Source organism: Novosphingobium sp. ZN18A2, assembly GCF_036784765.1.
Classification (GTDB): Bacteria; Pseudomonadota; Alphaproteobacteria; order Sphingomonadales; family Sphingomonadaceae; genus Novosphingobium.
Genome location: NZ_CP136651.1, coordinates 2,425,802 through 2,452,782, shown reverse-complemented (window position 1 = coordinate 2,452,782; position 26,981 = coordinate 2,425,802). Strand labels below are relative to the sequence as shown.

The window sequence follows — 26,981 nt, the reverse complement described above, 5'->3', positions numbered from 1 at the left end:
ACCGAATGCACGAGGACCCGAGCATGCCTGAATCCGAGCTGGAATTCACCGCCCCCGACCTGTTCGCCGCACCGCTGGCCAATGCGGCGGGGCTGCCGCGCGTCTGGGGGTCGTGCGCACGCTATGTGCAGGGGCCGGGCGTGTTCGGGCAGATGGGGCATTATGCAAATCGCCTCGGCTTTTCGCGTTGCGGCGTGCTGCTTTCGCAGCGTAGCCACGGGGCCGAGGGCGGCGCGATCATCGCCAGCCTGGAGAGTGAAGACGTCGGCGTGGTCGCGGCGCATTTTCACGGCGAGTGCACGCGGGCTGAAATCGAGGCGCAGGCCGCCCGTTTGCGCGCCACAGAGCAGCCGGTGGACGCGGTCGTGGCGATCGGCGGGGGCAAGGTGATCGATGCGGGGCGGGCAGTGGCCCACCGGCTTGGCGTGCCCGTTATCGTGGCGCCAACGCTCGCCTCGAACGATGCACCGGGCGCTTGCCTGTCGGTGATCTACACAGAGGATGGCGCGACCGAGGATGCGGAAATCTATGACGCCAATCCCGCGCTGGTAATCATCGATTCCATTGTCGTTGCGCAGGCCGCGCCGCGTTATCTGGCGGCCGGGATCGCCGATGCGCTCGCGACCTGGTACGAAGCGCGGGCGACCCGCAATGCGCCGATGGGCGTCACCGTGTTCGGTGCCGCGCCGACGCGTACCGGTACGATCGTTGCACGCCACACGGCGGAGCTGATCTACGAGAATGGTGCGGCGGCGATGGCGGCGGTCACCAAGGGTGTGCCTGATGCGGCGCTCGAGGACATAATCGAGGCCAATACGCTGCTCAGCAGCCTGGGGGTGGAGAATGGCGGCCTCGCGCTCGCCCATGCGGTGGCGCAGGGCTATTCGCTGATCCCTGCCGTGCATGATCGGTTCCTGCATGGCGAGATGGTGGCGATGGGCATCGTCACCCAGTTGGCGGCGGAAGGTGACCGGAACGAGGCCGAGAAGGCGGCGGGCTTTCTCTCGGCGCTCGGCCTGCCGGTGTGCCTGGACGATCTGGGTCTGTCATCCGACAGCGCGGAGATCGGGACGCTCATCGCCGGGACAATGGCGTTCCCGTTCCTCGGCAACCTGCCATTCGAGATGACCGCCGAACGGACGCGTCAGGCGGTTGTCGAAGCCGACAGGATCGGTCAGGCACAGCGTGCGGCGGCGCGTCAGTCCGCCTAATCGACTGGCATTTCGCCGAAGAAATTCAGCTCCAGCAGCACGCCATTGGGTTCGTGAAAGAAGATCTGCCGCAAGTTGACCGACGGCAGTTCGTTCAGGCGATAATCGATGCCGTTCCGCTCCAGCCGTTCGACAAATCCCGCATGGCCGCTGCAGTTGAGCGCGACATGGTGGATCGCGCCCGTGACCCTGCCTGCAGGCGTTTCGCGGCCATAGGCCTGGGGCATGGCCTTGGCGTTGATGTGGAAGATCGCGCGCCCGGCATCGTCATATAGCCACTGGGCCCATTCGGGCTTGAGTGGTTCCGGACCATCGTGAACATCGAGATCGAACATCTCCGCGAAGAACCTGGCCGTGCCGGCCAGGTCATCGGTGATGATGTTCACATGATCGAGCGCATTGACCTTCATGGCTTGGGCGCCTTGGCGTCGCCGTTCCGTACCGCGAGCCAGGCCTGGTCGAGGACATAGGCACGGATCGTTTCCGCCTCGTCCGCGGTCAACTGGTCCTTAAACGAGACCATGCCGTTGCCGGACAGGATGCCTTCGCGCACCACCTGCTGCCAGACACCGCCATCGGCCGCGACCGTGCTCCAGCGAAGGTCGGGCACCACGCCCGAACTTACGGCAATCGGGCCATGGCAGACCATGCAATTCTCCGAATAGTTCTGGAACCCAGCAGCAATTTGCTGCGGCGTGCCGAAGCTCTTGGCCTTTGGAGTCTTCTCGACGGTGGATTGCATCTGAGCGCGCACGGTGCCTTTGCCGCCCAATTTGAACACGAACACCCGCCCGACGTCGGGAGCCACGGCCTCATCCCACGCAAAGCCCCAGTTTAGCGCCCATGAGCCGCCCCATCCGGTAGCGATGGCGACATATTGCTCGCCATCTATCTCATAGGTGATTGGCGCGGCCTGGATGCCACTTTTGAGGTTCATCGACCACAATTCCTTGCCCGTTGCGGCGTCATAGGCATGAAAGGTTCCCATGCTGTCGCCCTGGAAAAGCAGGTTGGTTTCGGTCGTCAGGATCCCGCCGTTGAACGGCTTGGGATAGTTCACCGTCCAGCGGGCTTCCTGCTTTACGGGGTCCCAAGCGATCAGCGATCCCTTGACCGTGGAGCGAACGCCCGCGAGCGCGCCCTTGGGATAAGTCGGCGGCAGGCCACCAGCGAAGTTGTAGCCCAGATTCCACTTCAGGGCAGCCTTCCAGCCGCCCGGACGCTCCTCGATCAGCTGCGCCATATCGTGAGCGGGGATATAGACCAGGCCGGTCTTGGGGCTGTATCCCATCGGGTTCCAGTTGTGCGCACCCGCCGGGGCCGGCTTGGCCAGGAAAGGCTTCCGGTCGAACTGGCGCATGGCCGGGTTCTCGATCGGCCGCCCATTGGCGTCGAGGCCAGTAGCCCAGGTCTGTTCGGCATAGGCCTTGCCCGAGAGGAATTTGCCTGTGGCCGCGTCCAGCACGTAGAAGAAACCGTTTTTGGGCGCATGCATGATGACCCGGCGCGTCTTTCCCCCACCGCCAACCGGAAGGTCGGCAAGAATGATCGACTGGGTGGCCGTGTAATCGAGGATATCGCGCGGCGTTTCCTGGAAATGCCACTTGTACTTGCCCGTATCGGCATCGAGCGCGACGATGGACGACAGGAAAAGATTGTCGCCGTTGCTGTGCGGATCACGGATCTTGGCGTTGTAGGGCGAGGCGTTGCCTGTTCCTACCAGTATCTGGTTGTTGACGTCGTCATAGACGATCGAATCCCAGGCCGCGCCACCCCCGCCATCGGTGGTCCATGCGCCATCATCACCCCAGCTGGCATTGGCGAACTTGGCCATGACTTCGTCCGAGGCTGCGCCATCGGGCTTCTTCTGCGGATTCGGGGTGATGTAGAAACGCCAGGCCTCGTCGCCATCATCGGCATCATAGGCCGTGACATAGCCGCGCACACCGAGTTCGGATCCGCCATTGCCGATGATGATCTTGTCCTTGAAGGCACGCGGAGCGCCGGTGATCGTGTAGGGCTTGGACCGGTCGACAGTCACCTTGCTCCACACCACCTTGCCTGTGCCCGCATCGAGAGCGACCAGGCGGCCGTCATAGGTGCCGACATAGACCTTACCCTTGTAAACGGCGACGCCGCGGTTGACCGCGTCGCAGCAGCCCTTGGCCACCCTCTCCTTGGGCACTTGGGGATCATAGACCCACTTCTCGGCGCCGGTCTTTGCATCAAGCGCGTGAACCACCGACCAGGCGCTGGTGACATAGAGAATGCCATCGACCATCAGCGGAGTGGCTTCGACGCCATGCGAGGTCTTGAGGTCGTGGCTCCATGCGATGCCGAGACTGGCGACATTGGCGGGCGTGATCTGCCCCAGCCGCGAGAAGCGTTGTTCGTCGTAGGTGCCGCCATAGGTCAGCCAGTCCTGCGGCGTGTCTTTCGCCGCCGCGATCCGCGCGGTATCGACCGAACCGGCAGGGCCGCCGTTCGCGTCGTTCCCTCCCGAACAGGCCGTCAGGGTCATGCCAAGAACGAAGGCGGGCACCCACTTCAACTGTTTCATCGCAATCATCTCCCCGGATCCTGCAACCGCCTATCGCTGGGAATTCCCGGCAATTGCGGTGCAAGGACGTAATCCACCTAAATCAGATCGAATTGCAAATGCGTTGATATTATGCAACAAGACTTGTCTCAAAATATCAATTTATGCGATGACTGTACGGGCTCAGTAGCCCCCTCGTGCCGCTCTTGGTTCTGTCCCGCGGACGGTCGCAAGCGCCCCCGCCGCACCTTGCCGCATGAAGGCGATGTCGGTCCCTGCCGATACGAAATTGAAGCCCTGATCCCGCGCCGCTTTCGCCGTCTCGGGGCTATAACCGAACAGCCCGGCGGCAATCCCAGCCCGATGTGTCGCAGCGACAATCCGCTCGATCGCAGCAGTAAAGGCCGGATTGGCGAAATCACCCGGCTTGATGCCAAGGCCAAAACACAGATCGACCGGGCCGACGAACAGCGCGTCCACACCCTCGGTCGCGGCGATGGCCTCGACATTGGCGAGCCCCTCGGCGGTTTCGATCATGGCGATGCAGGCAATCTCGCTGTTGGCAGTGGCAAGATAGGTCATGCCGTCGGTCAACAGTCCGCGCATGGGCCCGCATGAACGATTGCCCGTCGGTGGATACCGGCAGGCCGCAGCGGCCTGCGCCGCTTGTGCCGCGGTGTCGACCATCGGTACGATCACACCGTGTGCGCCTGCATCAAGGACCCGCCCGATTGCGGCAGCGCTGCTGTCGGCGACCCGCACCAGCGGGGTCGTGTCGGTGGCCGAGATCGCGGGGATCAGCGCCAGCAGGTGCGAATACGACAGCAATCCATGCTGCAAGTCGAAACACAACCAGTCGTAATCCATCCGCGCCAGCGTTTCGGCGTTGTGGAGGTCAGGCAGGTTGATCCAGGCGCCGACCGAGAATTCTCCGGTGCGCCATTGGGCGAGAGCTGCGTTCTTCATCAGGCGATCTCCTCAGGCAAAAGTGGCACTGACCAGGCCGAGCCCTTCAAACTCCGCAACAAACGTGTCGCCCGCGGCGATCGGGGCGAAGGGCACGAGCGATCCGGGCAGAACCACATCGCCTGCTTCCAGCGCGACGCCGAATGCGCCCAGCCGGTTTGCCAGCCAGGCTGCGCTGATGAAGGGTGAGCCGAGCACCGCTGCGCCAAGACCCTGCGACAGCTTGTCTCCGTTGCGGAACAGCTCGCACTTCATCGTCACCAGGTCGACCTCGCGCGGGTCGACGCGGTCCTTGCCGAGCACGAACAGGGCGCTGCTCGCGTTGTCGGCCACCGTGTCCACGATGGTGATCTTTGGGGTATCGAAGCGCGTATCGACGATCTCCAAAGAGGCGGCGGCAAATTCGGTTGCGTCCATGACCATTTCCGGCGTCACCCCGTCGGTCGGCAGGGTGGACTTCAGCACCAGGGCAATTTCCGCTTCGACCATCGGGGTCATCATGCTGTCGGCGATGGTGACCGTGCCGCCATCGGCAAATTGCATCGCATTGGTGAGGAAGCCGAAATCGGGTTCGTCCACGCCGACCATCTGCTGCACCGCCTTGGCGGTCAGGCCGATCTTCTTGCCGACAAGCCTTTCTCCATCGGCCTGTCGCCGTTCCAGCACACCGAGCGAAATCCGGTATGCCTCATCGATATCCAGTTCCGGATGTCGCGCGCTGATCAGGGGAATTGGCGCGCGGTTGCGCAGAGCGTCAAACAGTTCGTCGGATAGGCGGGAAGCAAGATCAACGGTCATGATTTGGTCCTTGGATTTGATCGGGGTCTGGCCTTCAGATTGGTCCAGGATTGGCGAAAGCACCTTACCCGGGGTCGAGGTTGCCTTCGATGTCTTCGCGGATGTCCCGGATCGCTGGGTGCTGGCGGGTGGAACTGGCGATGACCGCTTCGAAGGCGACATCGGTTTTTTGGCAATTCGCCCATCGGCGCGGTAAAGACGCCCGCGTTGCTCGAACGAACGATCCGTTAGCCGCTTGCGGGCGATCACTTCTCCAACAGCGCCGACCGGTCAACTTTGCTCGCTTGGGGAAACCCGCTGAGACCAAGAGCCGTGTTCATGTCGCCCTTGAACACTTTCAGCAGCTGTCGCAGCCCGGCTTCACCATGCGCCGCGAGGGAAAAGATCCACGGTCGCCCGATCATCACCGCCCTGGCACCCAGAGCGAGCGCCTTGACGACATCCTGGCCAGACCGGATGCCACCATCCACGATAAGCGGAAGTGCGGCGCCGACCGCATCGGCCACGCGGGGCAGCATTTCCGCGCCAGAGGCAACTCCGTCGAGCTGCCTGCCGCCGTGATTGGAGACGACCACGGCATCGGCGCCGACGGCCTGTGCCTGAAGCGCATCATTGGGATCGAGAATACCTTTCAGGATCAGTTCGCCGCTCCAATGGGTGCGCAGCCACGCAATGTCGTCCCAGTTGACAGAGGCATCGAGCTGGCTTTGAACCCATGCGGCATAGTCGGGTAGTGCGTTCGCGGCAGGGGAGTATTTCGCGATATTGCCGAACTTGTGCGGCCCGCCCTTTACCCCGACATCCAGCGCCCAGCGGGGATGGAGGGCGTAGTCGATGAAACCGCTGCGCAGCTTGCCCCAGAAGTCTGTACCGCCGAACAGCCCATTGCGGATGTCGCGATAGCGTGTACCCACCACGTTGAGATCGACCGTGAAGACCAGCTTGGTGACGCCGTGCGCCGCGGCGCGCTCCAGCATTTCCAGCACGATACCGCGATCCCTGAACATATAGAGTTGGAACCACATTGGGACTTGGGAAACTGCTGCTACTTCCTCGATCGGGCAGATCGCCATGGTTGACAGGGTGAAGGGGATACCCATGCTGTCGGCAACACGCTTGGCCTGCACTTCGGCACGGCGTGCCATCATGCCGCCCATCCCGATCGGGGCGAGGATGACGGGCATGGACAGTTTTTCGCCAAGCAGCTCGATCTCGGTGCTGGTATTCGAAATATCGCGCAGCACACGTTGGCCCAGGCGAAGCTTCTCGAAATCGGCGACATTGTCCTTTAGCGTCACTTCGGCACCGGCACCGCCATCGACATAGTCGAACAGTGTGCGCGGCAGGCGCCTCTCGGCACCAAGGCGAAAATCGCTGACGCTGGCGGGAACGAGGTTCAATGATGGCATTTTCCGGCTCCGCTTAAAGAATCGCCTCGATCAGGCGCGGCCCCTTGTGCGCCAACGCTTCGTCGAGGGCTTCGCGCAATTCGGCAACGGTCGACGCCTTGCGAGCGGGCACGCCCATGCCTAGCGAAAGCGAAACCCAGTCGAGCGCGGGATTGTGGAGATCTAGCATCGAAAGCGCCTTTGGCCCCGGATTCTGAACCCCCACGCGCATCAGTTCGATATTGAGGATCGAGTAACTGCCATTGTTGAGGATGATCGTCGTCACATCGAGCTTCTCGCGCGCCATCGTCCACAAGGCCTGGCAGGTGTACATGCCGCTGCCGTCGGCCTGCAAAGCCAGCACTTTGCGATCCGGGCAGGCGACCGCCGCGCCGGCGGCCAGCGGCAGGCCCTGGCCGATCGCGCCACCGGTAAGGGTCAGCCAGTCATGCTTCGGTGCGCCGGCGGTTGACGGGAAGATCATCAGGCCGGCCGTCGCCGCCTCGTCCGAGACAATTGCATTGGCGGGCATTTTCTCGGCGATCACGGCGCCCACGTTTGCAGGGTCGAGTTTGCCGTCTGTCACCAGGGGCAACGCGGCCTGCTGCTTGGGCGCTTCGTCTGTCGCGCCAAGCTTCTCGGCGAGACCGGTCAGCGCGGCAAGGGCATCCTCCTCCATCGAGGCAAGACGGACGAGCTTTGCGCCCGCGGGCGACAGCCAGCTCGGCTTGCCGGGATAGGCGAAGAAGGAAACCGGCGGTTCCGCGCCGCAGAAGACGATCGTCTTGAAGTCCTTCAAGTATTCTTCACCCTGCTCGCCAAAATAGGGCAGCCGCTCTACCGCCACGCGTCCGGCGCCGCGTTGGAGGCGGGCGGGGAAGGTCTCGCAGATCAGGCGTGCACCGATCTTCGCCGCGATGCGCCCGGCGTACTCCAGCGCGTCTTCGCGCAAGGCGCGGCCACCGAGGTAGATGGCGACAGCGCCGTCCGCCTGTTCAAGGGCTTCGGCAGCTTCGTCAATCGCGGCATCGGGTGTCTGAGGCACGGGCGGTGCGGTCGTGGCAGCTGCAGCCGCGCTGCCTTCGGTCCATGCATGATTGGCCGGAGCGACAACAGTTGCGATCCGTCCGGGATATGCGGTCGCGATAGCAAAGGATTCCGCCCCGACTTGCGGAAGATCGCGTTCGGAGCGAGAGGCCTTGACCCAATCGGACATCGGCCGCGCAACGCCCTGCAAATCGCTGGTCAATGGTGAATTGTACTGGAGATGATAGGTCGCATGATCGCCCACGATATTGATGATGGGCGAGCCTGCGCGACGGGCGTTGTGCAGATTGGCGAGTCCGTTGGCAAGGCCGGGGCCAAGGTGCAGAAGCGTGATCGCCGGTTTGTCCGCCATCCGGCCATACCCATCGGCGGCGCCTGTCACGACACCTTCGAACAGGCCGAGAATGGCGCGCATCCCGTGCTGGCCATCGATCGCTGCAACGAGTTGCATTTCCGATGTACCGGGATTGGCGAAGCACACGTCGACACCGCATCCTGCCATGGTTTCGATAAGGGCTTCTGCGCCGTTCACATCCATCTCTCCAGCGGTTTGGGATTCGCATGGTGCCTGCCCATGCGGATCGAGTGTTTCCGCTTAGAGTGCCGGATTGGTGCCCGAGTGACTTCTGAAGGCCGTCTTGCTTCGAAAAGTCAAATTACGGCGTTCGCCTGCGATGCCATGGGGCTTGGCTTCACGATGCCGGTTTACGTGCCAGCGGCTGCGCGGGATGGCGCCTGTTCCTTGCCGATCCGGAATAGGTCACTCCGATTGCCGGGTTATGACGCTGTGTGTGTCTGGCGCCAGAGCCGCGGAGCCATGCCTGACCGACGCGCGAAGGCTCGGGTGAAAACTGCCGATTCGGCATAACCGAGAATTCCGGCAATCTCCGAAATCGGAGTATCGGTTTCCAGCAGGTAACGTCGCCCGATCTCGTAGCGTACGTCGTCGAGGATTGCCTGGAAATTGGTGCCCTCCGCCTTCAGCCTTCGCTGGAGGACGTGCTTGCGCAATCCCATTCTGGCGGCGGCGGTTTCGATCCGGACTGTCCCGCTTTCGATGTCCTGCAAAATTAACGTGCGCACACTTGCGCTGAAATCGTCACCCATGCCTTTCTCGATCTGTGTGACGTGCTGTTCCAGGATCTTGAACAAGCCGGGGTCGGACTGGCGAAGCGGTTTGTCGAGATCCGGCGTGGCGATCTCGAGACCTGTCAGTGTCTGGCCGAACAGGACTGGACATCGGAATACGGCCTGAAATGGGCTAACGTCCCTGGGCGCCTGGTGCTCGAAATAGACTGCTTGGGGACACCAGGTCTCGCCAAGGGCCGATCGCACGAACCGGCAAGCCAGGCCGACCGCGAGCTCCGTCTGCTGGATCGCTGGCGCATCGATCACGCCGGACAATCGATGGAGCCAGAGGGCGCAATTGTCCTCCGTCTCGAGCTCGGTCATCGACCCCGTGTCGTGTGTCCGGAAATGCAAGATGAGACGCTCGATCGAAACACGCAGGTTCGGGGCATGGCGCACGAGATAGCCGACAGCACCCAGCTTCTCGAAGGCTTGCCGTTGCGACAGGAGGAGGCCAAAATGACGCAGGCCAGTGGTGATCGCCGCATGATTGAGCGCGCGTCTGTAGCATTCGGTGCTGATCACTGTGTCGGGGTCAGAGAAAATTTCGTTGTCCAGCCCTGCACGTTCAAGCACCGGCAGCGGATCGACCCCCAGTTCGAACAGGAAGCTGCGATAGCCCTCCATGCTGCCGGCACGGATCACACTGCCGCGGGCGCCTGGCGAGTCCTTTTCAGATGAGTGGGGAGAATACTTCATTGTACTGAATTGCCTACAGCCCGGCTACCCTGCCTGGACCTGCGGAATTTTCTTGGTGACATGGAGAACCAGCCGGAAAACGCGCGCGTAAAGGATGTCTGGTCGGCGTAACCGAGCAGAACAGCAATTTCTGCAATTGGCGTGCGTGTCGAGCCCAGATAGGATTCGGCTAATTTGCGTCGCTCATTCTTTATGATTTCTCGAAACTCGAGACCTTCGGCCAGAAGCCTGTTCTGCAGAGTGCGCGGATGGACCGATAATTGCTTGGCGACCATGGGCAGGTTGCATCCTCCGATTGGCAGCAACCCGCGAATTTGCGCCGCGACCTGTTCTGCCTGTCCGTCGTCAGAACAATTGGCACAACTCGCGGCGTAGATTAGCGGAGTGAGGGCCTCGTCTGAGGGTTGATGTTTACGCGGCCAGATTGCGGTGTTGCAAGCGGCGATATTCGATGGTCTGTCGCTTGATCCTTTCCCTTCGTTTGATGATAGCCGGCGCCCTGCCGAAGTAGGCATCGGCAGGCGTCACATTGTTCAGTCTCTCGTGATAACGCTGATTGTTGTAATGCTCGACGAAGGCTTCGATCGGCACTGTCAGAAGGAATGCACCGGATGGCGATAGGTACCCGGCGCGACAGCCAGCCGCGTCTTGAGGACATGATCGGTGGCGGCCCGTTCGGACTCGAGCCGGGGGAATGGACCGACGATAGCCCGAACAGCCGAACTTGCCGGCTATCGATGTGACCGCCGCCCAGCGCGACGGATGATCCTTCTCGCTGTCCAGCACCATACGGACTGCTCGCTCGCGAACCTCGGGTGAGAACTTGTTCGTCGTCTTGCTCATTGACCCTTCCTCTCAGGAGTTGGGGCCTCCGGCAATCTCGGGGCGGTTCACACCGTCGAAAGGCGCCGTAGTTCGGCGCTAACAAATTCAGCGGATTGGCTAGATGTGGCTAGGCTGCCTTGGGATATGAGCAGGCAAAGACCTGGACGGCAGGATGCGTTAGGACTGGCGCCGCAGGACGAATGAGATCGTGATTAAGGCTTGAAACCCAGCCGCAAAGGGCCCATCTAACGTTCGCTACCGGTCGAAATCGACGGTCTTAGGCTTCCAACTTCGAGAAGCTGCCTCCTTCAGTTCCGCCTCTTAGTCGCAGATCTGCCAATTATGGCATGCTGCAAGGATGTTGAAGGGAATGCCATGCCATAATTCGGCAAGGTAGACAGTCGCCAGGGCGACTAGGGCGCCGCCAAGATTGCCACAGAAAAGGGCATGAGCGCGCGTCACCTCAAAGGGTCGGACCTAGAGCAACGGGCACATGTGTCCAGCGTCGCCCAACGGTGCCAACACGAAGACCAGTAAGGTCGGCGGCGGCAAACTGGCCATCAAGCTGCAACCGCAGCAGGTGAAGTGCCGATACCACCAAGAATACTGCGCCGGCAATCAAAGCGGCCGGGTCGGGGTTAAAAAAGAAGTTTCTCGGCAGCCTTTTCGTTGTTCAAAAAGGAACTGGATCATGACGCTCGATCAATTGATCTACAATTACGAGCTGGCGAGGAGGAATGCCGATCGAGCGGGATCGGCCGATGACCGGGAGACGTATTTCGATCTCGTCGCCTACTATGAAAAGCGCATTAGGTCTGTCCGAGGCGAGGCAATCCCGTTTTGGACAAGGCCGCCACGCGATGAACTCCCCGAGGGACGGTATGAGTAGCATGGCACAACCTCCCGAAATGCCCAGTGCTGATGTCGCCTCGTCGCCGACGCGGAAATGCGGTGACGGCTCGACCGCTGGCATTCCGGGTACTGCTTTGCCCGAGGGGATCATCGCTGTCACCGTGACGCAATACCGAGTTGGTCCCTACGTCTACACTAGCCTCGACGATGCACTGGCTCAGCACCGCCGCCAGTTAAAATCTGAATGATTTACAAAATTTGTCGGAAAATAGCGCTGCGCGCGGCGCTATTTTTCTATATTGATTATTTATTGAGGCATAAACGTTATTTGCTATTGAATTATCTGGAATTATGTATATCTATAAATCGCCAGACGTCGCCTGCGACGGATTATGACTGCTCGACGTCCGTGAAAGCGCGAAGTTGGCGCCTTTTCCCTTTCATGCACAACGGCTCTGCACTGGGATACGCCCATGCGGACAATTTTTCGTGCGCAAGGAATCTGGCTTGGCGAAGGAAGAGCTCATTACGATGTAGGGCGCGATCGCCGAGATTCTGCTTGATGGGCGTTTCGCCGTCATCCTCGACAATGAGCATCGCATCATCGCCTACACGGCCGGAAAGATGCGACGTTACCGAATCCGATAGGTCGTCGGAGACCGCGTACGTGTCGAATTGACGCCATACGATCTGACCAAGGGTCGGATCGTCTTCCGCGAACGGACACCGGGGCAAGGGCCTTCAGGTGGCCGCGCACGCGGATACCGGCGCTGACACCTTTATGAAAGCGGCAGGGCGAACCTGCCGAATGCAAATACAATGGACCACTCAAAGACGAGCGGCACGCCGCGAACCACACTGTCGCTACACTACGGCGCAGAGCAATCGAAGGCAGCGAAAGCCGCAACGCCTGTCGCTGCCGTAATCCCCCCACTCGAACTGCGACGCCTGGTCGCGGCAATGGTCGACTGACACCTATTTCAACTCGCGGCCATGCATCAGCATTCCCGCCCACGCAGGAGAACTGACATGGACCTGAATCTGGAATATGCGGCGCACCAACGCGCCATGATGGGCGCAGATATTGCCGCGAACGATGACGATCGGCTTGCAAAGCTCGCCAAGGCTTCCAGGATAGCGGGGCGCATCAGCGACTTTCAGCATGGATTGGGGGCTGCGGCCGCCTGTGCCTGGAGCAAGGCGCAATTTTCGAATGCGGCCCAACTCAAAGCGGATCCACAAACAGCTGTATAAGACGGCTAGGCTGTGCTACAAAAATGCTGCTCTCGTTGAATTTCGACGGGTATCGACGGCTGGCATGAAAATCGGATTATTTCGGTTTTTCTGTCTTTCTGACGACGACCTCCTTTCAATTGACGACTTGACGCACGACACCGGCGCGCATCTCCGCGCGCCGGCCACAACCGTTTCTTGAAAGGAAGCGATCATGACGACCGGTACTGTAAAATTCTTCAATGGCGACAAGGGTTATGGCTTCATCCAGCCTGACGACGGCTCCGCGGACAGCTTTGTCCATATTTCTGCCGTCCAGGCGGCAGGCATGATGACGCTCACCAAGGATCAGCGCCTCAACTACGAGGTCGAGACAGGCCGCAATGGAAAGGCCAGCGCGGTCAATCTCAGCAACGCGAGCTGATTGGCCAGGGCCCCCGGCCGCCTTCGGCGCCCCGGGGGCCTCAGGCATTTTCAGCATAAGGAGGGTTACCCATGGCGCTTAGCTACGAATTTCTTCAGGCTAGAGCCGAGGAATCGGCGCGCGAAGCCGAGACTGCTCAGCTTGGCAACATAAAGGAAAGGGCCCTGCGTTCCGAGGCTGCATGGCGCGAGATGGCCAATCGCGCCCTCCAGATTGCGCGCGAGCGTGAAAAGGCGCAAGCTGGCCGCCTAATTTGCCAAACGTCTGAATAGACGAAATAAATTTCGATATCTCAAGTCTAAATTAGAAGAGGCTCCTTTTTTGCGATACATCGTTTCGAGAACATGTTATCAACTTGTTTATCGCGGTCATTTGCCTTGAGCTTCTGCGACTGAGAGACACATTGTGCTCCCGCTACGAAGAGGAGGCCGATGTGACCGATTTTTTCCGCACCGGATGACGTAAGCAAGCACACGCATTCCCCGAGGCTCTGTTTCTAGGAGCAGCCCTCAGGTTCTTCATCCGTTGCCGGGAAGTTAAGCCGCGATGACGGTCATTCACGAAGGCAACGCAGCCTTGGACGATGGGCTGACCTATCTTTTCATTGCAAGCGACCAAGGCTGAATACGCGCTCACGACGCGCTGGAAAAGGCCCGCGAATGGCCATCGGAACCGATTTTGAACACCTATTACAACCGAATGCAGAAGAGCCTGCAACCAGGCGACCCGAAGGGAGGCAACACATTTTTGTGATGCCGAACTCCACTTAAGGGCCTCTGCTCTCAATTGAGAGCAGAGGCCCCTTTTTGTGAGGCTCGATTGGTCAAGTGAGCCAGGAATTACGGATTTCCAACCATCTCAATTCTTCATGCTCGGTCGCATGCGATAACCTTTCGAGAGCACCTCCTTATGCCAGCCTCACAAAGTGCAATGCGCCAACAACCGGCAGGAACTTCAAGGCGCGGCACCAGATGACCGCAAGGCGCCGCAGGCTTGCAGTCCGCTTTGCCGAAAAACAACAAGGGAAATTACAGAATGGATGAAGCCGCGGACGCCATTCTACCGGTCGAGGTGTTGGATCGGGCCGAGATTCCCGGCGGCAGGGAATTGCACCTCATGCGTCACGGCGCAGACTTCTGGATCCAGGTTGGCGCCGATGAGCTTATGGGAAACCTCCACTTTCACTCAGAGCAGGCCCTGGCGAGAATGACGTGCGAACGCCTCTCTTCGACTGAAGGTGACGTGCTGATCGGCGGCTTGGGCATGGGATACACTCTCGCAGCAGCGCTGGACGTCTGGTCGCCCGAAGCAAGGATCGTGGTTGCCGAGCTCGTGCCCGATGTCGTGGCTTGGGCGCAGGGGCCGCTGTCCCACCTGTTCGCCGGCGCGCTCGACGACCAGCGGGTCACACTACGGATCGCCGACGTCTATGACGAGATCAGCAAAACCCGCGAAAGCTACGACGCCATTCTTCTGGATGTCGACAACGGGCCCGATGGCCTTGTGACATTGGGCAACGAACGCCTCTATTGCGCCTGGGGGTTGCGAGAAGCATATGCCGCGCTTCGCCTTGGCGGCGTGCTGGCCGTCTGGTCAGCCTATCCCGATGCGGAGTTCGTCAAACGGCTTGAGGCCGTCGGCTTCAGCGTCGACGAGATCACGCTCCCCGCCTATCCAGACAGTCGCGACGAGTGGCATACGCTCGTGTTCGCGGCAAAGTCGTCGAATCATCAGGCGCCGTCGTCGCATAATAGAGCCTCGACGGCGGCGTGATCCGGAACATGGTTCGTTGAATAAATGTCGAGACGGACTATATCGGAAAGGCTTCGTCGCAGACGACGGATCTCCGCCTCCCGCAGCAAAATTTCCGGTCTGGCCCTTCATTCTCAGGGGGCGGCGAAAGAGGAGCCCATTTCGACTTTGTCATCTCAACAGGAGTCCATCCATGTCCAAATCTGAAAATAAGCCATTTCTGATCGAGAAGGATGCGGACGGGAACTTTCGACTTACCTTGCGGAGCACGCGCTACAATTCACAGGGCTATCCGCTGGTCGATATCGAACTTCAAGAGGAGGTCTTTAGCTCGGCGGCTGCGGCCAAGGCGTTTGCCCGAGACAAGTTCAAGGCCCAGCCCGGCGAATATGCGACCAAGTAGCTCGACCTCTCCTCCGCTGCGATCCAACTCTTCTTTTGGTTGGCCTGCCGGAGCTCACGTGGGTTCTGTTATTATTCCTGTGAAGATCCTTCGGGGCCACGCTTGGCCTGCCGATCAGTCTCCTCTTGAGCGAGGGGCAAGCCTATGACGGTCACAGTGCACATCAAATGCTCGACAGCCTGACACCCGGTTCGATCCTGCTGGCAGACCGCGCCTACGATGCTGGCAATCTGCGCGCTGCCATCGCCGATAAAGGCGCTTTCGCCAACATCCCGCCCATGCCCCAGCGCGTCAGGCGATCCGCGTTCAGCCCATTCCTCTACCGATATCGCAACCTGATTGAGCGCTTCTTCAGCAAACTCAAGCATTTCAGAGCCGTGGCAACGCGCTACGACAAGCGCGACGACAACTTCCTCGCCTCCGTCCAACTCGCCTCAATCAGGATTTGGTTGCGGCATAATGAGTCGGTGACCTAGAGTGGACCTCTGCCACATGCACGAATGCCCCGCTCGGTAACGTGAGAGATCGAGCGGGGCATTCCAGCCTCTATGAAAGGCGATACCATGTCCGTAGCTTCTGCTCGAACATCCGATGGTGGCAGAAACGATCAGTGGAAGGCAATCATGTCTTCCATCATCGGCGCGAACACGCGGTAGTAGGGTGGCGAACTGACCAGGTGCTCCATCACGCCTTCATCGTGAATCTTGCGGATTTCGGGGTTCACCGCAGGCAGGGAAAGTCCGAACATCAGTGCGGTCGGATCCTGCCATTCCGTGTGAACATAGTATTCCGGGTAACCTTCGTGAGGGATGGCAACACCGTCATAGTCTTTGCCGTAGATGCCGCAAACTGTGCGCGGTTCGTCCGGCGGATTGGCGCCGAGCGTCTCGAGCGACTGCCAGACTTCCTTAGGCCCGAATTGCAGCGGGCCAAGCGCGGCTTCGCCCAGTCTCTTCATGACCATCCAGCCGATCATTCCGGGCGCTTCCTTCTTGAGCGTGTTGAGCGTCGCTACCACTCCCTTCTCAAATTCGGCCTCGGTGCCCTTCTTCAACTTATGTTCGCCGATCGCGACCAGACGCTGTAGTTGGAGACGTGCCTTGGGCACGGGTTGCTGCTTGGCGAATGCGGCGCCCATCTGTGCGGGCAAATCCACCATCGCATCAATCGGCGGCATGTCCGACGCGACAACTTCGAAGACCGGTTCCTGAGGTCCCTCGACGACCATGGTCAGGCAGTCTGAGCATAGCTCGAAGATGCGCTCGAAATTTTCCGCGTGCATCTTCTCGTGCGCGTCGGGATTGTTCCAGACCGTGTACTGCCACAGCTTCAATGGATTGATGTTGATTGCAGAGGGGTCGTCCATGATCGCCTGCAGGCTGTCGGCGTTGACGACCTTTGCGCCGCCGAACCTTCCGCCGACGGGGTGCGAACCCACCTCAATGAGGGCATAGAAGCCAAGAAAATCGGGCGAGTTGGCCGTGGTGATACAAACGCGCGGCCCCACCTTCTGCATCTGGGCGAACGATTCGGGGCGATTGACGATCGATGTCTGGTTGATTGCGATCGCGACGCCGTTTTTCATTCCGCGGGGCATCAATTTTTCCTTTCGCCGGGACGTGGCGTCCCAGTCGACTTGTTTTCGGAGTGGCCATTCAAGGTCTTGGGGGTGTGTCTGCCGCGTCAGGCGGCGACCTTCTCCTGCAGCAACTCGGCGAAATCGAGCCCCCATGAGGGCACCTTGCCGTGCCGCATGAAGAACAGGTTGCGGTATTCCTGCTTCAGGAAATAGGCGGTGTGGCCCATCTTGAGCACTTGCGTGTCGCCGCCGAACCAACTGTTCGACCGGATGTAGAAGGCCTTGTTGTCGCCCATGTCGCCGATACAATAGACTACCGGTTGTAAATGACTGGCAGCTTTTTCACCGCTTATCTTGCCAATGTCCTTGGCGATCTGCTTCGCCGCGATATCGCACTGTTGATGCCCAATCGCGCCCAGCTTGGGCACAGTCACCGCCGCGCAGTCGCCAACCGCGAAGACATCCGGGTAGTCGGGATTGCGCATGAACAGGTCGGTCTTGATGAAGCCCATGTTGTCGCTGATGGGCAGATCTTTAAGAAAATCGTGTGCGACCCAGTCGGGGAAGATGATCTTCACTTCCGCATCAATTGACGTTCCGCTTGCCAGTTCCACGCCATCAGCGGTCAAGCGCACGATATCCTTACCCTTGTTGACATAGTTGAAGCCCATGCCGCCGGCGATATCTAGGAGTTGCTTGACTACCTTCTCGCCCGCGTCTTCGGCAATCAGGTCGGCTGGCGTGAACACGGTCACCTTTTCGGGACCGCCCTGGTCGTGGTTCTTGAGCCAAGTTGCGGCCGAGAGCATGACTTCAACTGGTGGACCTTCGCAAGCGGCCGTGGCGCGGGGGATTTTGCCACCGGGATAGGGCTCCAGCCCGTCGGCGCCATCTCCTTGGTTGAATCGGGCTGAGCCAATCGCAATCGGACCGCCTTTGTACTCTTCTTCCAGGTAACGGCGCAGGCGGTTCCCGTGATAGAGGTCGGCTACCGTGTGGCCGTGCTCGGCAAAGCCGTCGATCCGGTCGAAGGCCAGTCGGTTGCCAACTGCGACTACGAGATAGTCGTAGCCCATCGTCTCGTCTTCTGCACCAGGTCGCTCTGCCGGAGTGAAGCGTATAGACTTGGTATCGACGTCGATTTGCTTCACGTCGCCGTGAATGAAATCTATCTTATCGCGGGTGAGCGTGTCGACCAAATCCATGCGTTGGGCCAGAGCGGGATCGCGTCCCTCGAATACGTCACCCGGGATGTTGGGCACGAACAGGAGGTAGGTCTTGCGGTCCATCACGGTGATGCGAACGTCGTCACCGGCATATTCGCGAATCTTCTGCGCGGCGCCGAGGCCGGCGAAGTTGCCACCAAGGACAAGGATATGCGGAGTTGCTTTGGTCATGTGGTGCTCCTTATGCGGCTCACATTAGACCAAGCCTTGCAAGCGCCATCCGTTCCGGCACGGCGACGTTAAATTTGGTTCAGGTTCCCTGAAATTGGCGGCGAGATGCGCATTCAATCTAGCCGGAATTTGGTCCGGTTTGACAGCAACTCAGTGAGGTATGCTGCCTCTTTAGGGGATAAGGATGTTCAATCCGGGCCTTGCGCCTCAAACCAAACCTGACCGTTCGGAAAGTCGGTCACGATCCGGAAATGCCGGAGGATTGAAACTCCGATATTCGCCGGTTCCTGCATGTTGCCGGAAACATGCGCACGAACATTGTAAAACGTCTTGCCGGCTATAGCCAGTTGCGGAACGAAAACGACCAGACGGTCTGCCGCGCCACCAATTCCTCCGCCCGGTTCAACTCCTACGGGGGCAAGCTTCAGTTGCTTGGCAAGATCTGCAGAAATGAGAAGGCCCGTACCATTGCCGAGATCGAAATCCGCGTTCACTTCGGTGCTTGGCCCAAATCGAACGGTGATCGTCTCGATGCCGTTTGCAGGCTTCAGCGCGAGGCGGCGTCCATAGATTTGGGCACTTTCGGGAAGCCATTCGATGCGCGCATTGCGGATGTCGATTGACAACTTCCCTGCATCAAACACCTCGCGGCCCAGCACCATCGGCAAAGGCCCATGAACCAAGCGTGTGCCAACATCGGAGAGATCCATGATCGCCGCAACCGGGATTTGGATTTGCCGACCGAGTGCGCTGACTTGCACATTCTTCGACAACGTGGCGGTGGTTGTGCTGGCGCCGGTTCCTCTGGCCTCGACTTCCGATTGTCCCTGGATTTGTGTTCTTTCGGCAAATTTTCGGTCGAATACAGTCAATTCAGCGCCGCTATCGAGCAGAGCTTCGATCCGTTCGCCTTTCACATTGACCGGAATGAACAAGCGGTCGCCGCGAACCACCAGATTTTCTGCGTGAGCAGAAAGGGGAGTGCAGGCTGCCACAATGGTGAAGATGGTACGGATCATGCGCGGGCACTATTCACCGTTCTGCCATGTCGAAATGGTGCGTCGACGAATGGCTAAGTCAACCTGACAAACGGTGTCGCGGAGTGTGCTCCCAAGCGTGCGACACGGAGTGGAGCGTGGGGGCTTTGAAGCGTCCCGGGTTTTCCGGAGGCTCCTATTTGTGAGAAGGAGCTGTGATGAACGCTACAAGGAACAAGTTTTCACCCGAGTTTCGCGACCGCGCGGTGCGGATGGTCGATGAGCATCGAGGGGACTACCCATCGGAATGGGCGGCGATGACCTCGATCGCCGGGAAGGTTGGCTGCACGACCGAGACGCTGCGCCGCTGGTGCCGCGAGGAGGCGAGCCGACGAGCGGGGCCAGCGGCGCAGGCAGCCAATGACCGGGAACGCCTCAAGCTACTGGAGCGCGAGGTCAAGGAGCTGCGCCGCGCCAACGAGATCCTGCGCAAGGCATCGGCGTATTTTGCGATGGCGGAGCTCGACCGCCGCGAGAGATGATGATGGCGTTCATTGACGCCCTGTCAAGCGAACCGAGGATTTGACCCCTTGGGCGAACTGAAGAACTGACCCCCTGTCATTGCGGTGCGGTTGCGGTGTTGTCGAGCGCAGATCCGGCCTTCTGCAGAAGGCCGGATCTGCGCTTTTCGCGAAGTCGGTAGCTGTCCCCGCGGATGGTGATCACGGTGGAGTGGTGGAGCAGGCGATCCAGGATCGCGGTTGCGACGACCGGATCGCCGAACACGCTGCCCCATTCGCCGACCGAACGGTTTGAGGTGATCAGGATCGATCCCTTCTCGTAACGGCGCGATACCAGCTGGAAGAACAGGTGAGCCGCGTCGGCTTCGAACGGCAAGTAGCCGAGTTCATCAATGATCAGCAGTTTCGGCCGGCTCAGCAACGTGAGTTGCTTATCGAGATTCCCGTCCATGTGGGCTTTGGCCAGAAGGGCCACGAGCGTTGCTGCCGTGACGAACTGGACCGAGTAGTTCTGCCGGATCGCCTCACGTCCCAGCGCCACCGCCAAGTGCGTTTTCCCCGTCCCGGGCGGCCCCAGGAACAGCGTCGTGTCACCGTGTGCGATCCAGCGGCACGTCGCCAGTTCCCGGATTTGCCCTGGATCCAGCGAAGGCTGCGCATCGAACTCGAAGCCGTCGAGTTCGCGCACGAAGGGGAACTGGGCGATCTTGCTCGCCATGGAGATCCGCCGTTCATCGCGCCGAGCGATTTCGCGTCCGACCAGGAACGCGAGCGCTTCGCGCAAGGTCATGTCCGAGCGTGCGGCTTCGTCGAGCAGCGTATCCAGCTGATCGCGGATTGCGGTCAGCTTCAGCCGGTCCAGCATGGCGATGAGGGTCTCGTGATCGACTGCCATCACCATGCCCCTCCCGCAACCGCTTCGTATTCGGCGAGCGGCCGCAACAGCGCGGGCGGCGCAGCCGGCGGCATTGTCGCGCGCCCGGGCGCGGCACCGACGAGCCCAGCCAGATGCGCCCGTTCGATAACCCGCTGCCGGCGACCCTCGCATTGGGCATGATCGGCCACGACCTCGCCGGCATGACGACGATGACGCGACCGCCCAGAACCACGACCTGAACCGTCTCGCCGACGAGACGCCACGGGACCGAGTAGCTGTTGGTGTCGAGGTCGATCGCGCAGTCGGAGCGCACCTTGCGGGCCAGGTCGCGCAGCTGGCCGAACGGTGCGCGTCCGCTGAGCGGACGCAGGGCATTCGCCTCATCGGCAAAGCGCACGATTGGCAGTTCGCCAGTGGTGCCGTGAACGCGCATGTCGGCAACCTCCCGGTTCCATTGATCCAGGTGGGCAACGAACGCGCCCCAGCTCGCGAAGCGGCGGCCTGCGATGGCATTGCGCTTCACATAGCCGACGCCGCGTTCATCCTTGCCCTTCGTTCGGGCTCGATACGGAGCGCACGCCCTTGGACTGAAGCCCCAGTAGCGCGCGAAGGCATGGAGCCGGGTATTGAACCGAACCTCGCGGGTCGCTGCATCATGATGGTCGACCAGGGCTCGCGCATTGTCGAACAAGACCTCGGTCGGCACGCCGCCGAACCGCAGGAACGTGCCCTCCATCCCTTCGAACCAGTCCGCCTGCCGCTCCCGGAGCGAAGGCCGGATATGCATCCGCCGCGAGTAACCCAGCGTCGCCACGAACAGGTGGATCTTGACCCGCTCATCGCCGATCCAGACCCTGGTGTCGCCGAAGTCGATCTGCAGCTGATGCCCAGGGCGAGTCTCGAAGCGCACCGTCGCCTTCTTGTGCGCCCTCAATTCGCGCCGCCAGGGCTGGACCCGCAGCTCGACAGAACGCAGCCCGATCACGATCCCGTGCTCGCTCGCCAACTCCTGGCGGATAACATCGGCATTCCCGTTGTGCCGGAAGAACCGTTCGCGAAGCCAGTCATCCAAGCCGTCAAAGGCCGACTTGCGCGGTGCCTTGGCAAACGGCACGACGCCCCCGGCGCGAAGGTAGCGGCGCACCGTGTTGCGCGCGCAGCCAAATTCCTTCGACAGCCGCTTGGCTCCCCAGCCAAGTTCATGCAACCGCACCATCGCGGCCACCTCGTCCGGTTGAAGCATCTCTTCTCCCTGCACAGCAATCGCCTGTGCCGGGATTTCTGATGTCCCTATCGTCATCTGTCCCTCCTCTTGTCGAACCCAGAGGGGGTCAGTTCTCAGATTCGGAAGGGGGGCAGTTTCTCACTTCGCCTGACACGCCCATCGTGAGGACCTGGGTATCGAGCCGATCTGCCGAGAACTGGCGATCGCCCCGTCCTCCTACCACGAGCACGCTGCTCGACTTGCCGATCCCGGCAGGCGGCCTGCCCGCGCTCGGCGCGACGATGAGATCAAGGATGCCATCAAGCGTGTCCACGAGAACAGCTTCGGCCTCTATGGCTCGCGCAAGGTCTGGCACCAGCTACGCCGCGAAGGCATCGCCGTCGCCAAGTGCACCGTGGAACGGCTGATGCGCATCATGGGATTGGCAGGCGTCCGGCGAGGCAAGAAGACGGTCACGACCATCAGCAACCCGAAGGCGCCGTGCCCGCTCGACAAGGTCAACCGGGAGTTCCGCGTCAGCCGGCCCAACGCGCTGTGGGTGGTCGACTTCACCTACGTCCATACCTGGGTCGGGTTCGTCTATGTTGCCTTCGTGATCGATGCCTACGCCCGGCGCATCGTGGGCTGGAAGGTCAGCACGTCGGCTACCGCCGGCTTCGTGCTGGATGCTCTGGAACAGGCAATCCATGCCCGTAGGCCCGGCCCCGATGACGGGCTGATCCACCACAGCGACAGGGGCGTTCAATACCTGGCAATGAACTACACCCAGCGCTTGGCCGAGGCCAACCTCGTGCCGTCGGTCGGCAGCGTCGGCGACAGTTACGACAACGCCTTGGCCGAGACGATCAACGGCCTCTACAAGGCGGAAGTCATCTGGCGGCAGCGATCATGGCCCAGCGTGTCGGCAGTGGAAATGGCAACGCTGCGCTGGGTCGATTGGTTCAATCACCACCGCCTGTTCGGCCCCATCGGGCACATCCCGCCCGCCGAAGCCGAGGCCAACTACTATGCAGCCAACGAGACCCTCGATATGGTTGCATGACTCAAATGAAACTGCCTCCGGAAAACCCGGGACGCTTCACTTTCAGGCGACGATATTCATCACTTGGATCGGTGACGAAGCAGAGGGCGTGGAAACTGTCGTGGTGAACATCACAAGGCTCAGCGCCAAGGCTGAAGCGGCGGCGAACACGTGGGTCGAAAGGTTGCGGATCGAAGTCATGGTTCATTTCCCCTTGGCAAATCTTGGTTCGGCGCACCGGGATGGCGGCCGATGCCCAACACTACGCATGAGGTGTGCCAGAACCGCGAAATGCCTGAAATCCAGCCGCTCAGGATTCAGAGGCGTCCTCGGAGTTTTTGGTGGCCACCAACACTTGGTGAAATTCACCAGCATTTGGAAAGTGATGGCCCGGCGGCATTGAGGAATATGAACGCGATCCCGGTATTCGCCGGCTTTGCATTATCGGCAGCCTTCGAAAAGGCCGACCTTCTCCGCCGGGATATCAACTAGGAGCGTTGCGCCCAGAGCCTCGAAGAACCTGTTGCCGATCCCGATTGGCATCGAACCGCCATGGACGATCGCCACGTCGGCGTCATCCAGCGTGAACGGCCCCAGTTGAACGGGCGTTGACAATTTGGCCAGTCGTTGTGCCGCCGTACCTCTGGCGCCGACGCTGGTGCTCTCGCGGCCTTCCGGCAGGGCAGCGCGAATATCCGCTGTTGCCGGAGCGTCGATGGCGATGCGCAGCCCGTTGGACGATCCGGTGTCAATGAAGGCGGGTATCTCCGTTCCGCCGATCTTGAGCCCCGGAACGGTAATCAAGTGATCGTCGTCCGAGAGAAACCTGAGCGGAAACCGGTAGCTCTTGGCGCAATGTGAAGGTTCTCGCGCAGCCGAACCATTGAAGATCGTCATCTGCCCTGTCGGGTAATCGATCAAAATGGCGTGATCCTTGAACAGGCTGTAACCAAGGATGCCGCCCAACGGCGCTCCATATCCGGCGCTGAGTTTGGACATATCGATTACAAGCACATCGAGCGGTCCGTAGCGCTCGCCGCCGATCGAGATTTCCGGAATTATGCTCGGGTAAGCGGTCGCGGTGCTTTTGCCGACACCTTCGACCTCTCCGTGGCCGCCAACTTGTTTGAGCGAATGATCTCTCGCAACGGCAAGGTCCACAGCCGATGGATCGACACCCGTATCGATGAGGAAAGTTCGGGCAATACCGTCGATCGTAGCTTGAACGGCCACTTCATGTGAATGCGCATCATAGGTGAACGGTCTTGCAAGAGCGTCGCCCGTCGCCATTTGCGCAACATGAAGAGGCAAATGTGCTTCGGCCTGACCGGCACCGCCGCCGGTCGAACACCCTGCAAGCAGGGAAATTACGATCAGTCCCGGCCATCGAGTCATCGTCATCGGTGTATGGATTATCGAGCTATCTGCATCCGGTCCAGAACATCAATACCGTTATTGAAATCCCTTCTAGCCAGGGCATGCAGTCGCATTGCCAGAGCGATCACACGTAATTTACGAGTGTGACGACGAGGGAGGGCAGGGGGGAGAGAGGGCAGGGGGGCTTTGTCCCCAATATTCACCCAGTAGGGTAGGGCAAAGCAAAGCCTCGTCCTTGCAAACCTGCCTCACAGTGTTGTCAAAGCACATGCGCCTGATAAAGCAAGGGAGCCCAACTCGCTGCATCCTGTCCGGGCCCCTCCGGAAAACCGTCGATCATTGAAAAATGAACCAAATATGGCGGCCCCAGGTGTATTTGCACTCCACGAAGTGCGTTTGCTCTGACAACACCTGCGGAATATCTCCATGCGCAGATGACCTTCAATTTCCCGAATCTGACGGATCTTTTGGTTTGAGCAACTGGGCAAGCTCGACCGGGAATGGAAACACGATCGTCGAGTTGCGTTCGCCGGCAATGAAATTGAGCGTGTTGAGGTAACGCAGTTGCATCGCCTCGGGAGCCTTGCCGAGGATTTCCGCGGCCTCGAAGAGCTTCTGCGCCGCCTGCTGTTCGCCCTCGGCGTTGATCACCTTGGCGCGCCGTTCGCGCTCGGCCTCGGCTTGACGGCCGATCGCACGGATCATGGTTTCTGTTATGTCGACTTGCTTGATCTCGACATTGGCAACTTTGATGCCCCACGCGACCAGTTCAGTGTCCAAGATCGCCTGGATATCGTTGTTTAGCTTGTCGCGCTCGCCAAGCATCTCGTCGAGTTCGTGCTTTCCCAGCACTGAGCGCAGCGTTGTCTGGGCAAGCTGACTGGTTGCGGCAAGGTAGTCCTCGACTTGGATGATTGCTTTCTCCGGGTCGATGATGCGGAAATAGATCACCGCGTTGACTCTCACGGACACATTGTCGTGCGAGATCACGTCCTGCGGCGGAACGTCTAGCACGGTCGTGCGCAAGTCCGTGCGCACCATCTGCTGCACGACCGGGATCATTAGGATAAGCCCGGGCCCCTTGACACCCGTGAATCGGCCGAGCGTGAAGACGACGCCGCGCTCATATTCGCGCAGGATCTTGATCGCCGCCGCCAGCAGCGCGAGCGCGACGACGAGGATCGGGACGTAGAAGACCAGGTCGGTGAGCATTCAATCCTCCTGCGCTGAAGGGCCCTTCGCTACTTCGAGCGTCAACCCGGAGAGCCCTGTTACCGTGATAGCCTCGCCCTTTCCGAACGGGCCGCGGCCGGTGGCCGACCAGCGCTCGCCGTGGACGAGGACGTGGCCCTTGCCACCTGACCAGTCCGCGACGGTGCCGTCAGAACCGATCATTTCCTCGCGCCCGCTAACCACCTTTCGCGACCGCGCGAGCAGCGCCGTACGAACGACCAGGAGCATGAACGCCAGGCTCGCGAGCGAAAACCCTGCAATCAATGACAGCGAGATGCGAAACGCCGGGCTGTCGGTATCGACGAGGATCGTGGCCCCCAATGCGAAGGCGATTACCCCGCCTACGCCGAGCACCCCATGGGACACGATGAACCCTTCCGCGACCAGCAGGCCGATACCGAGCGCGATCAGCGCTAGGCCGGCCATGTTAACCGGAAGGGCCGCGAGGCCGTACAGCCCGGCGACCAGGCAGATCGCACCGAGCGTGCCTGGGAAAAACGAGCCGGGAATCCAGAACTCGAAGAACAGGCCGTAGATGCCGGCCATCATTAGCAAGAATGCGATGTTGGGATCGGTGATCGTTGCGAGCAGCCTGGTCCGCCAGCCCGGCGCAATTGGCATGAGCTCCAGTCCGGCGCTATGGATCGTTGTGGCCCGGCCGCGTAACGAAACGACGCGTCCGTCGGCTTGGCGCAACAGGCTGGCGAGGTCAGGAGCCACCAAGTCGATGACATGCTCCTTTAGAGCCTCGCTTGCAGGGAGGCTGGCGGCGCTGCGAACCGCCTCTTGCGCCCATTCGACATTGCGTCGGCGCAGCTGGGCCAGCGACCGGATATAGGCCGCCGCATCGTTGGTGACCTTGCGCGCCTCGGTGTCCGACTGCTTCGCTTCGCTGGAGGAGGAGCCGCCTGGGAAGCCCTTGCTGCCGATCTGCACCGGAGTCGCGGCGCCCACGTTGGTGCCCGGAGCCATTGCCGCGATGTGGCTGGCATAGAGGATGTACGTCCCGGCGCTCGCCGCGCGCGCGCCGCTTGGCGCGACGTAACTGGCCACGGGAACCGGCGATGCAAGGATCGCGCGGATGATGTCGCGCATCGATGTCGAGAGGCCGCCGGGTGTGTCCATCTGCAGCACGACCAGCTGCGCGCCCTCCTGCGCCGCCTTGCGGAGACCGCGCGTCACGTATTCGGCGGTGGCCGGACCAACTGCGCCGTCGAGCCGCAGAACAACGGCCGCGCCGCGGGTTTGCGTCACGCCACTTGAAGGCGAGGCCAGTAACGCGAGCATCACGACAGCGGCCAGACCCCGCATGATCCGCTGCAGGTCTTTCAATTCGAAACGGGGCGCTCTGCCGTGCATGCTCTGTAGTCCGGCCAGTCGCGCCAATCACCGCGAACGGCACTGGCATCCATGCTGCGGACGTTTCAGGTTTACATAGCACGGCCACCGCTCATCGCGAAACGTCGCCGATCGGCGGATCGCGGCTGGCCCGACATTGCAGTGGAAGCT

At 60.6% G+C, this 26,981-nt stretch carries 23 protein-coding genes and 7 pseudogenes; 11 read left to right on the top strand and 19 right to left on the bottom strand.

The window, feature by feature from the left end; all coding sequences use genetic code 11:
• Positions 1-5 precede the first annotated feature (5 nt).
• Entirely contained in the window at positions 6-1,211 is a 1,206-nt protein-coding gene (locus RXV95_RS11675; protein ID WP_338466221.1) for a glycerol dehydrogenase, read from the top strand.
• Here the strand turns inward: RXV95_RS11675 and RXV95_RS11670 are convergent.
• The 10 genes and pseudogenes from RXV95_RS11670 to RXV95_RS11625 all read right to left on the bottom strand — a co-directional run.
• Positions 1,208-1,621: a VOC family protein gene (locus RXV95_RS11670; protein WP_338466220.1), complete on the bottom strand. Its 414-nt coding sequence runs from the start codon at positions 1,619-1,621 to the stop codon at positions 1,208-1,210. The genes RXV95_RS11675 and RXV95_RS11670 overlap by 4 nt on opposite strands.
• The gene (locus tag RXV95_RS11665) at positions 1,618-3,771 is read right to left on the bottom strand and encodes a PQQ-dependent dehydrogenase, methanol/ethanol family (RefSeq protein WP_338466219.1); all 2,154 of its coding nucleotides are present in this window, start codon (positions 3,769-3,771) and stop codon (positions 1,618-1,620) included. The genes RXV95_RS11670 and RXV95_RS11665 overlap by 4 nt, the downstream gene beginning before the upstream one ends.
• 162 nt (positions 3,772-3,933) lie before the next feature.
• Positions 3,934-4,716, bottom strand: a complete 783-nt coding sequence (locus RXV95_RS11660; protein ID WP_338466218.1) for an aldolase/citrate lyase family protein — start codon at positions 4,714-4,716, stop codon at positions 3,934-3,936.
• A gap of 12 nt (positions 4,717-4,728) precedes the next feature.
• A complete protein-coding gene (locus RXV95_RS11655) occupies positions 4,729-5,763 on the bottom strand; it encodes a fumarylacetoacetate hydrolase family protein (RefSeq protein ID WP_338466217.1) in 1,035 nt (344 codons plus the stop codon).
• Positions 5,760-6,914 (bottom strand): L-lactate dehydrogenase, encoded by a 1,155-nt coding sequence (locus tag RXV95_RS11650; protein WP_338466216.1) that lies wholly within the window; start codon positions 6,912-6,914, stop codon positions 5,760-5,762. Before RXV95_RS11650 ends, RXV95_RS11655 begins: the two co-directional genes overlap by 4 nt.
• A 22-nt stretch (positions 6,915-6,936) precedes the next feature.
• Positions 6,937-8,487 (bottom strand): acetolactate synthase large subunit, encoded by a 1,551-nt coding sequence (locus RXV95_RS11645; RefSeq protein WP_338466215.1) that lies wholly within the window; start codon positions 8,485-8,487, stop codon positions 6,937-6,939.
• Positions 8,488-8,726: 239 nt separating this feature from the next.
• On the bottom strand, positions 8,727-9,776 hold the full coding sequence (locus RXV95_RS11640; protein ID WP_338466214.1) for an AraC family transcriptional regulator: 1,050 nt from the start codon (positions 9,774-9,776) through the stop codon (positions 8,727-8,729).
• Positions 9,773-10,051 carry a helix-turn-helix transcriptional regulator gene (locus tag RXV95_RS11635; RefSeq protein ID WP_338466213.1) on the bottom strand — a complete coding sequence of 93 codons (279 nt, stop codon included), beginning with the start codon at positions 10,049-10,051 and terminating at the stop codon, positions 9,773-9,775. Before RXV95_RS11635 ends, RXV95_RS11640 begins: the two co-directional genes overlap by 4 nt.
• Before the next feature lie 136 nt (positions 10,052-10,187).
• Positions 10,188-10,361 (bottom strand): annotated as a pseudogene (locus RXV95_RS11630) (IS3 family transposase); the annotation flags it as partial.
• A 123-nt stretch (positions 10,362-10,484) separates the two neighbouring features.
• A pseudogene (locus RXV95_RS11625) lies at positions 10,485-10,619 on the bottom strand (IS3 family transposase); the annotation flags it as partial.
• 475 nt (positions 10,620-11,094) lie between these two features.
• On the opposite strand from RXV95_RS11625, the gene RXV95_RS11620 reads away from it, so the two are divergent.
• From RXV95_RS11620 to RXV95_RS11585, 8 genes and pseudogenes are all read left to right on the top strand, one after another.
• Positions 11,095-11,490: a hypothetical protein gene (locus RXV95_RS11620; RefSeq protein WP_338466212.1), complete on the top strand. Its 396-nt coding sequence runs from the start codon at positions 11,095-11,097 to the stop codon at positions 11,488-11,490.
• Between the two features lie 506 nt (positions 11,491-11,996).
• Positions 11,997-12,227, top strand: a pseudogene (gene infA, locus RXV95_RS11615) (translation initiation factor IF-1).
• Between the two features lie 255 nt (positions 12,228-12,482).
• A complete protein-coding gene (locus RXV95_RS11610; RefSeq protein ID WP_338466211.1) occupies positions 12,483-12,707 on the top strand; it encodes a hypothetical protein in 225 nt (74 codons plus the stop codon).
• Between the two features lie 193 nt (positions 12,708-12,900).
• Positions 12,901-13,110 carry a cold-shock protein gene (locus RXV95_RS11605; RefSeq protein WP_338466210.1) on the top strand — a complete coding sequence of 70 codons (210 nt, stop codon included), beginning with the start codon at positions 12,901-12,903 and terminating at the stop codon, positions 13,108-13,110.
• 71 nt (positions 13,111-13,181) lie between these two features.
• Complete coding sequence (locus tag RXV95_RS11600; RefSeq protein ID WP_338466209.1) at positions 13,182-13,382, top strand: hypothetical protein; 201 nt, start codon at positions 13,182-13,184, stop codon at positions 13,380-13,382.
• A gap of 763 nt (positions 13,383-14,145) precedes the next feature.
• Complete coding sequence (locus RXV95_RS11595) at positions 14,146-14,883, top strand: spermidine synthase (protein ID WP_338466208.1); 738 nt, start codon at positions 14,146-14,148, stop codon at positions 14,881-14,883.
• A gap of 172 nt (positions 14,884-15,055) precedes the next feature.
• Positions 15,056-15,265: a hypothetical protein gene (locus RXV95_RS11590; RefSeq protein WP_338466207.1), complete on the top strand. Its 210-nt coding sequence runs from the start codon at positions 15,056-15,058 to the stop codon at positions 15,263-15,265.
• 104 nt (positions 15,266-15,369) lie between these two features.
• Positions 15,370-15,741: pseudogene (locus RXV95_RS11585) on the top strand (transposase); the annotation flags it as partial.
• A 131-nt stretch (positions 15,742-15,872) separates the two neighbouring features.
• On the opposite strand, the gene RXV95_RS11580 reads toward RXV95_RS11585, so the two are convergent.
• The 3 genes from RXV95_RS11580 to RXV95_RS11570 form a co-directional block, all read right to left on the bottom strand.
• On the bottom strand, positions 15,873-16,862 hold the full coding sequence (locus RXV95_RS11580) for a sulfur oxygenase reductase family protein (protein WP_338466206.1): 990 nt from the start codon (positions 16,860-16,862) through the stop codon (positions 15,873-15,875).
• An 86-nt stretch (positions 16,863-16,948) separates the two neighbouring features.
• Complete coding sequence (locus tag RXV95_RS11575) at positions 16,949-18,241, bottom strand: FAD-dependent oxidoreductase (protein ID WP_338466205.1); 1,293 nt, start codon at positions 18,239-18,241, stop codon at positions 16,949-16,951.
• Between the two features lie 188 nt (positions 18,242-18,429).
• The gene (locus RXV95_RS11570; RefSeq protein WP_338466204.1) at positions 18,430-19,260 is read right to left on the bottom strand and encodes an aspartyl protease family protein; all 831 of its coding nucleotides are present in this window, start codon (positions 19,258-19,260) and stop codon (positions 18,430-18,432) included.
• Between the two features lie 176 nt (positions 19,261-19,436).
• Here RXV95_RS11570 and RXV95_RS11565 point away from each other — a divergent pair.
• A pseudogene (locus tag RXV95_RS11565) lies at positions 19,437-19,780 on the top strand (transposase); the annotation flags it as partial.
• A gap of 56 nt (positions 19,781-19,836) precedes the next feature.
• On the opposite strand, the gene istB reads toward RXV95_RS11565, so the two are convergent.
• Entirely contained in the window at positions 19,837-20,637 is an 801-nt protein-coding gene (gene istB, locus RXV95_RS11560; RefSeq protein WP_216313962.1) for an IS21-like element helper ATPase IstB, read from the bottom strand.
• Positions 20,634-21,916 (bottom strand): annotated as a pseudogene (istA, locus tag RXV95_RS11555) (IS21 family transposase). Before istA ends, istB begins: the two are co-directional and overlap by 4 nt.
• An 82-nt stretch (positions 21,917-21,998) precedes the next feature.
• Here istA and RXV95_RS11550 point away from each other — a divergent pair.
• Positions 21,999-22,883 (top strand): annotated as a pseudogene (locus RXV95_RS11550) (IS3 family transposase); the annotation flags it as partial.
• Positions 22,884-22,925: 42 nt separating this feature from the next.
• Here the strand turns inward: RXV95_RS11550 and RXV95_RS11545 are convergent.
• The 4 genes from RXV95_RS11545 to RXV95_RS11530 all read right to left on the bottom strand — a co-directional run bounded on the left by RXV95_RS11545 (position 22,926) and on the right by RXV95_RS11530 (position 26,804).
• Entirely contained in the window at positions 22,926-23,063 is a 138-nt protein-coding gene (locus tag RXV95_RS11545; protein WP_338466203.1) for a hypothetical protein, read from the bottom strand.
• A gap of 240 nt (positions 23,064-23,303) precedes the next feature.
• Positions 23,304-24,263: a pepsin/retropepsin-like aspartic protease family protein gene (locus RXV95_RS11540; protein ID WP_338466202.1), complete on the bottom strand. Its 960-nt coding sequence runs from the start codon at positions 24,261-24,263 to the stop codon at positions 23,304-23,306.
• Positions 24,264-24,680: 417 nt separating this feature from the next.
• Complete coding sequence (locus tag RXV95_RS11535; RefSeq protein WP_338466201.1) at positions 24,681-25,451, bottom strand: slipin family protein; 771 nt, start codon at positions 25,449-25,451, stop codon at positions 24,681-24,683.
• Positions 25,452-26,804 carry a nodulation protein NfeD gene (locus tag RXV95_RS11530; RefSeq protein ID WP_338466200.1) on the bottom strand — a complete coding sequence of 451 codons (1,353 nt, stop codon included), beginning with the start codon at positions 26,802-26,804 and terminating at the stop codon, positions 25,452-25,454.
• Positions 26,805-26,981 lie beyond the last annotated feature (177 nt).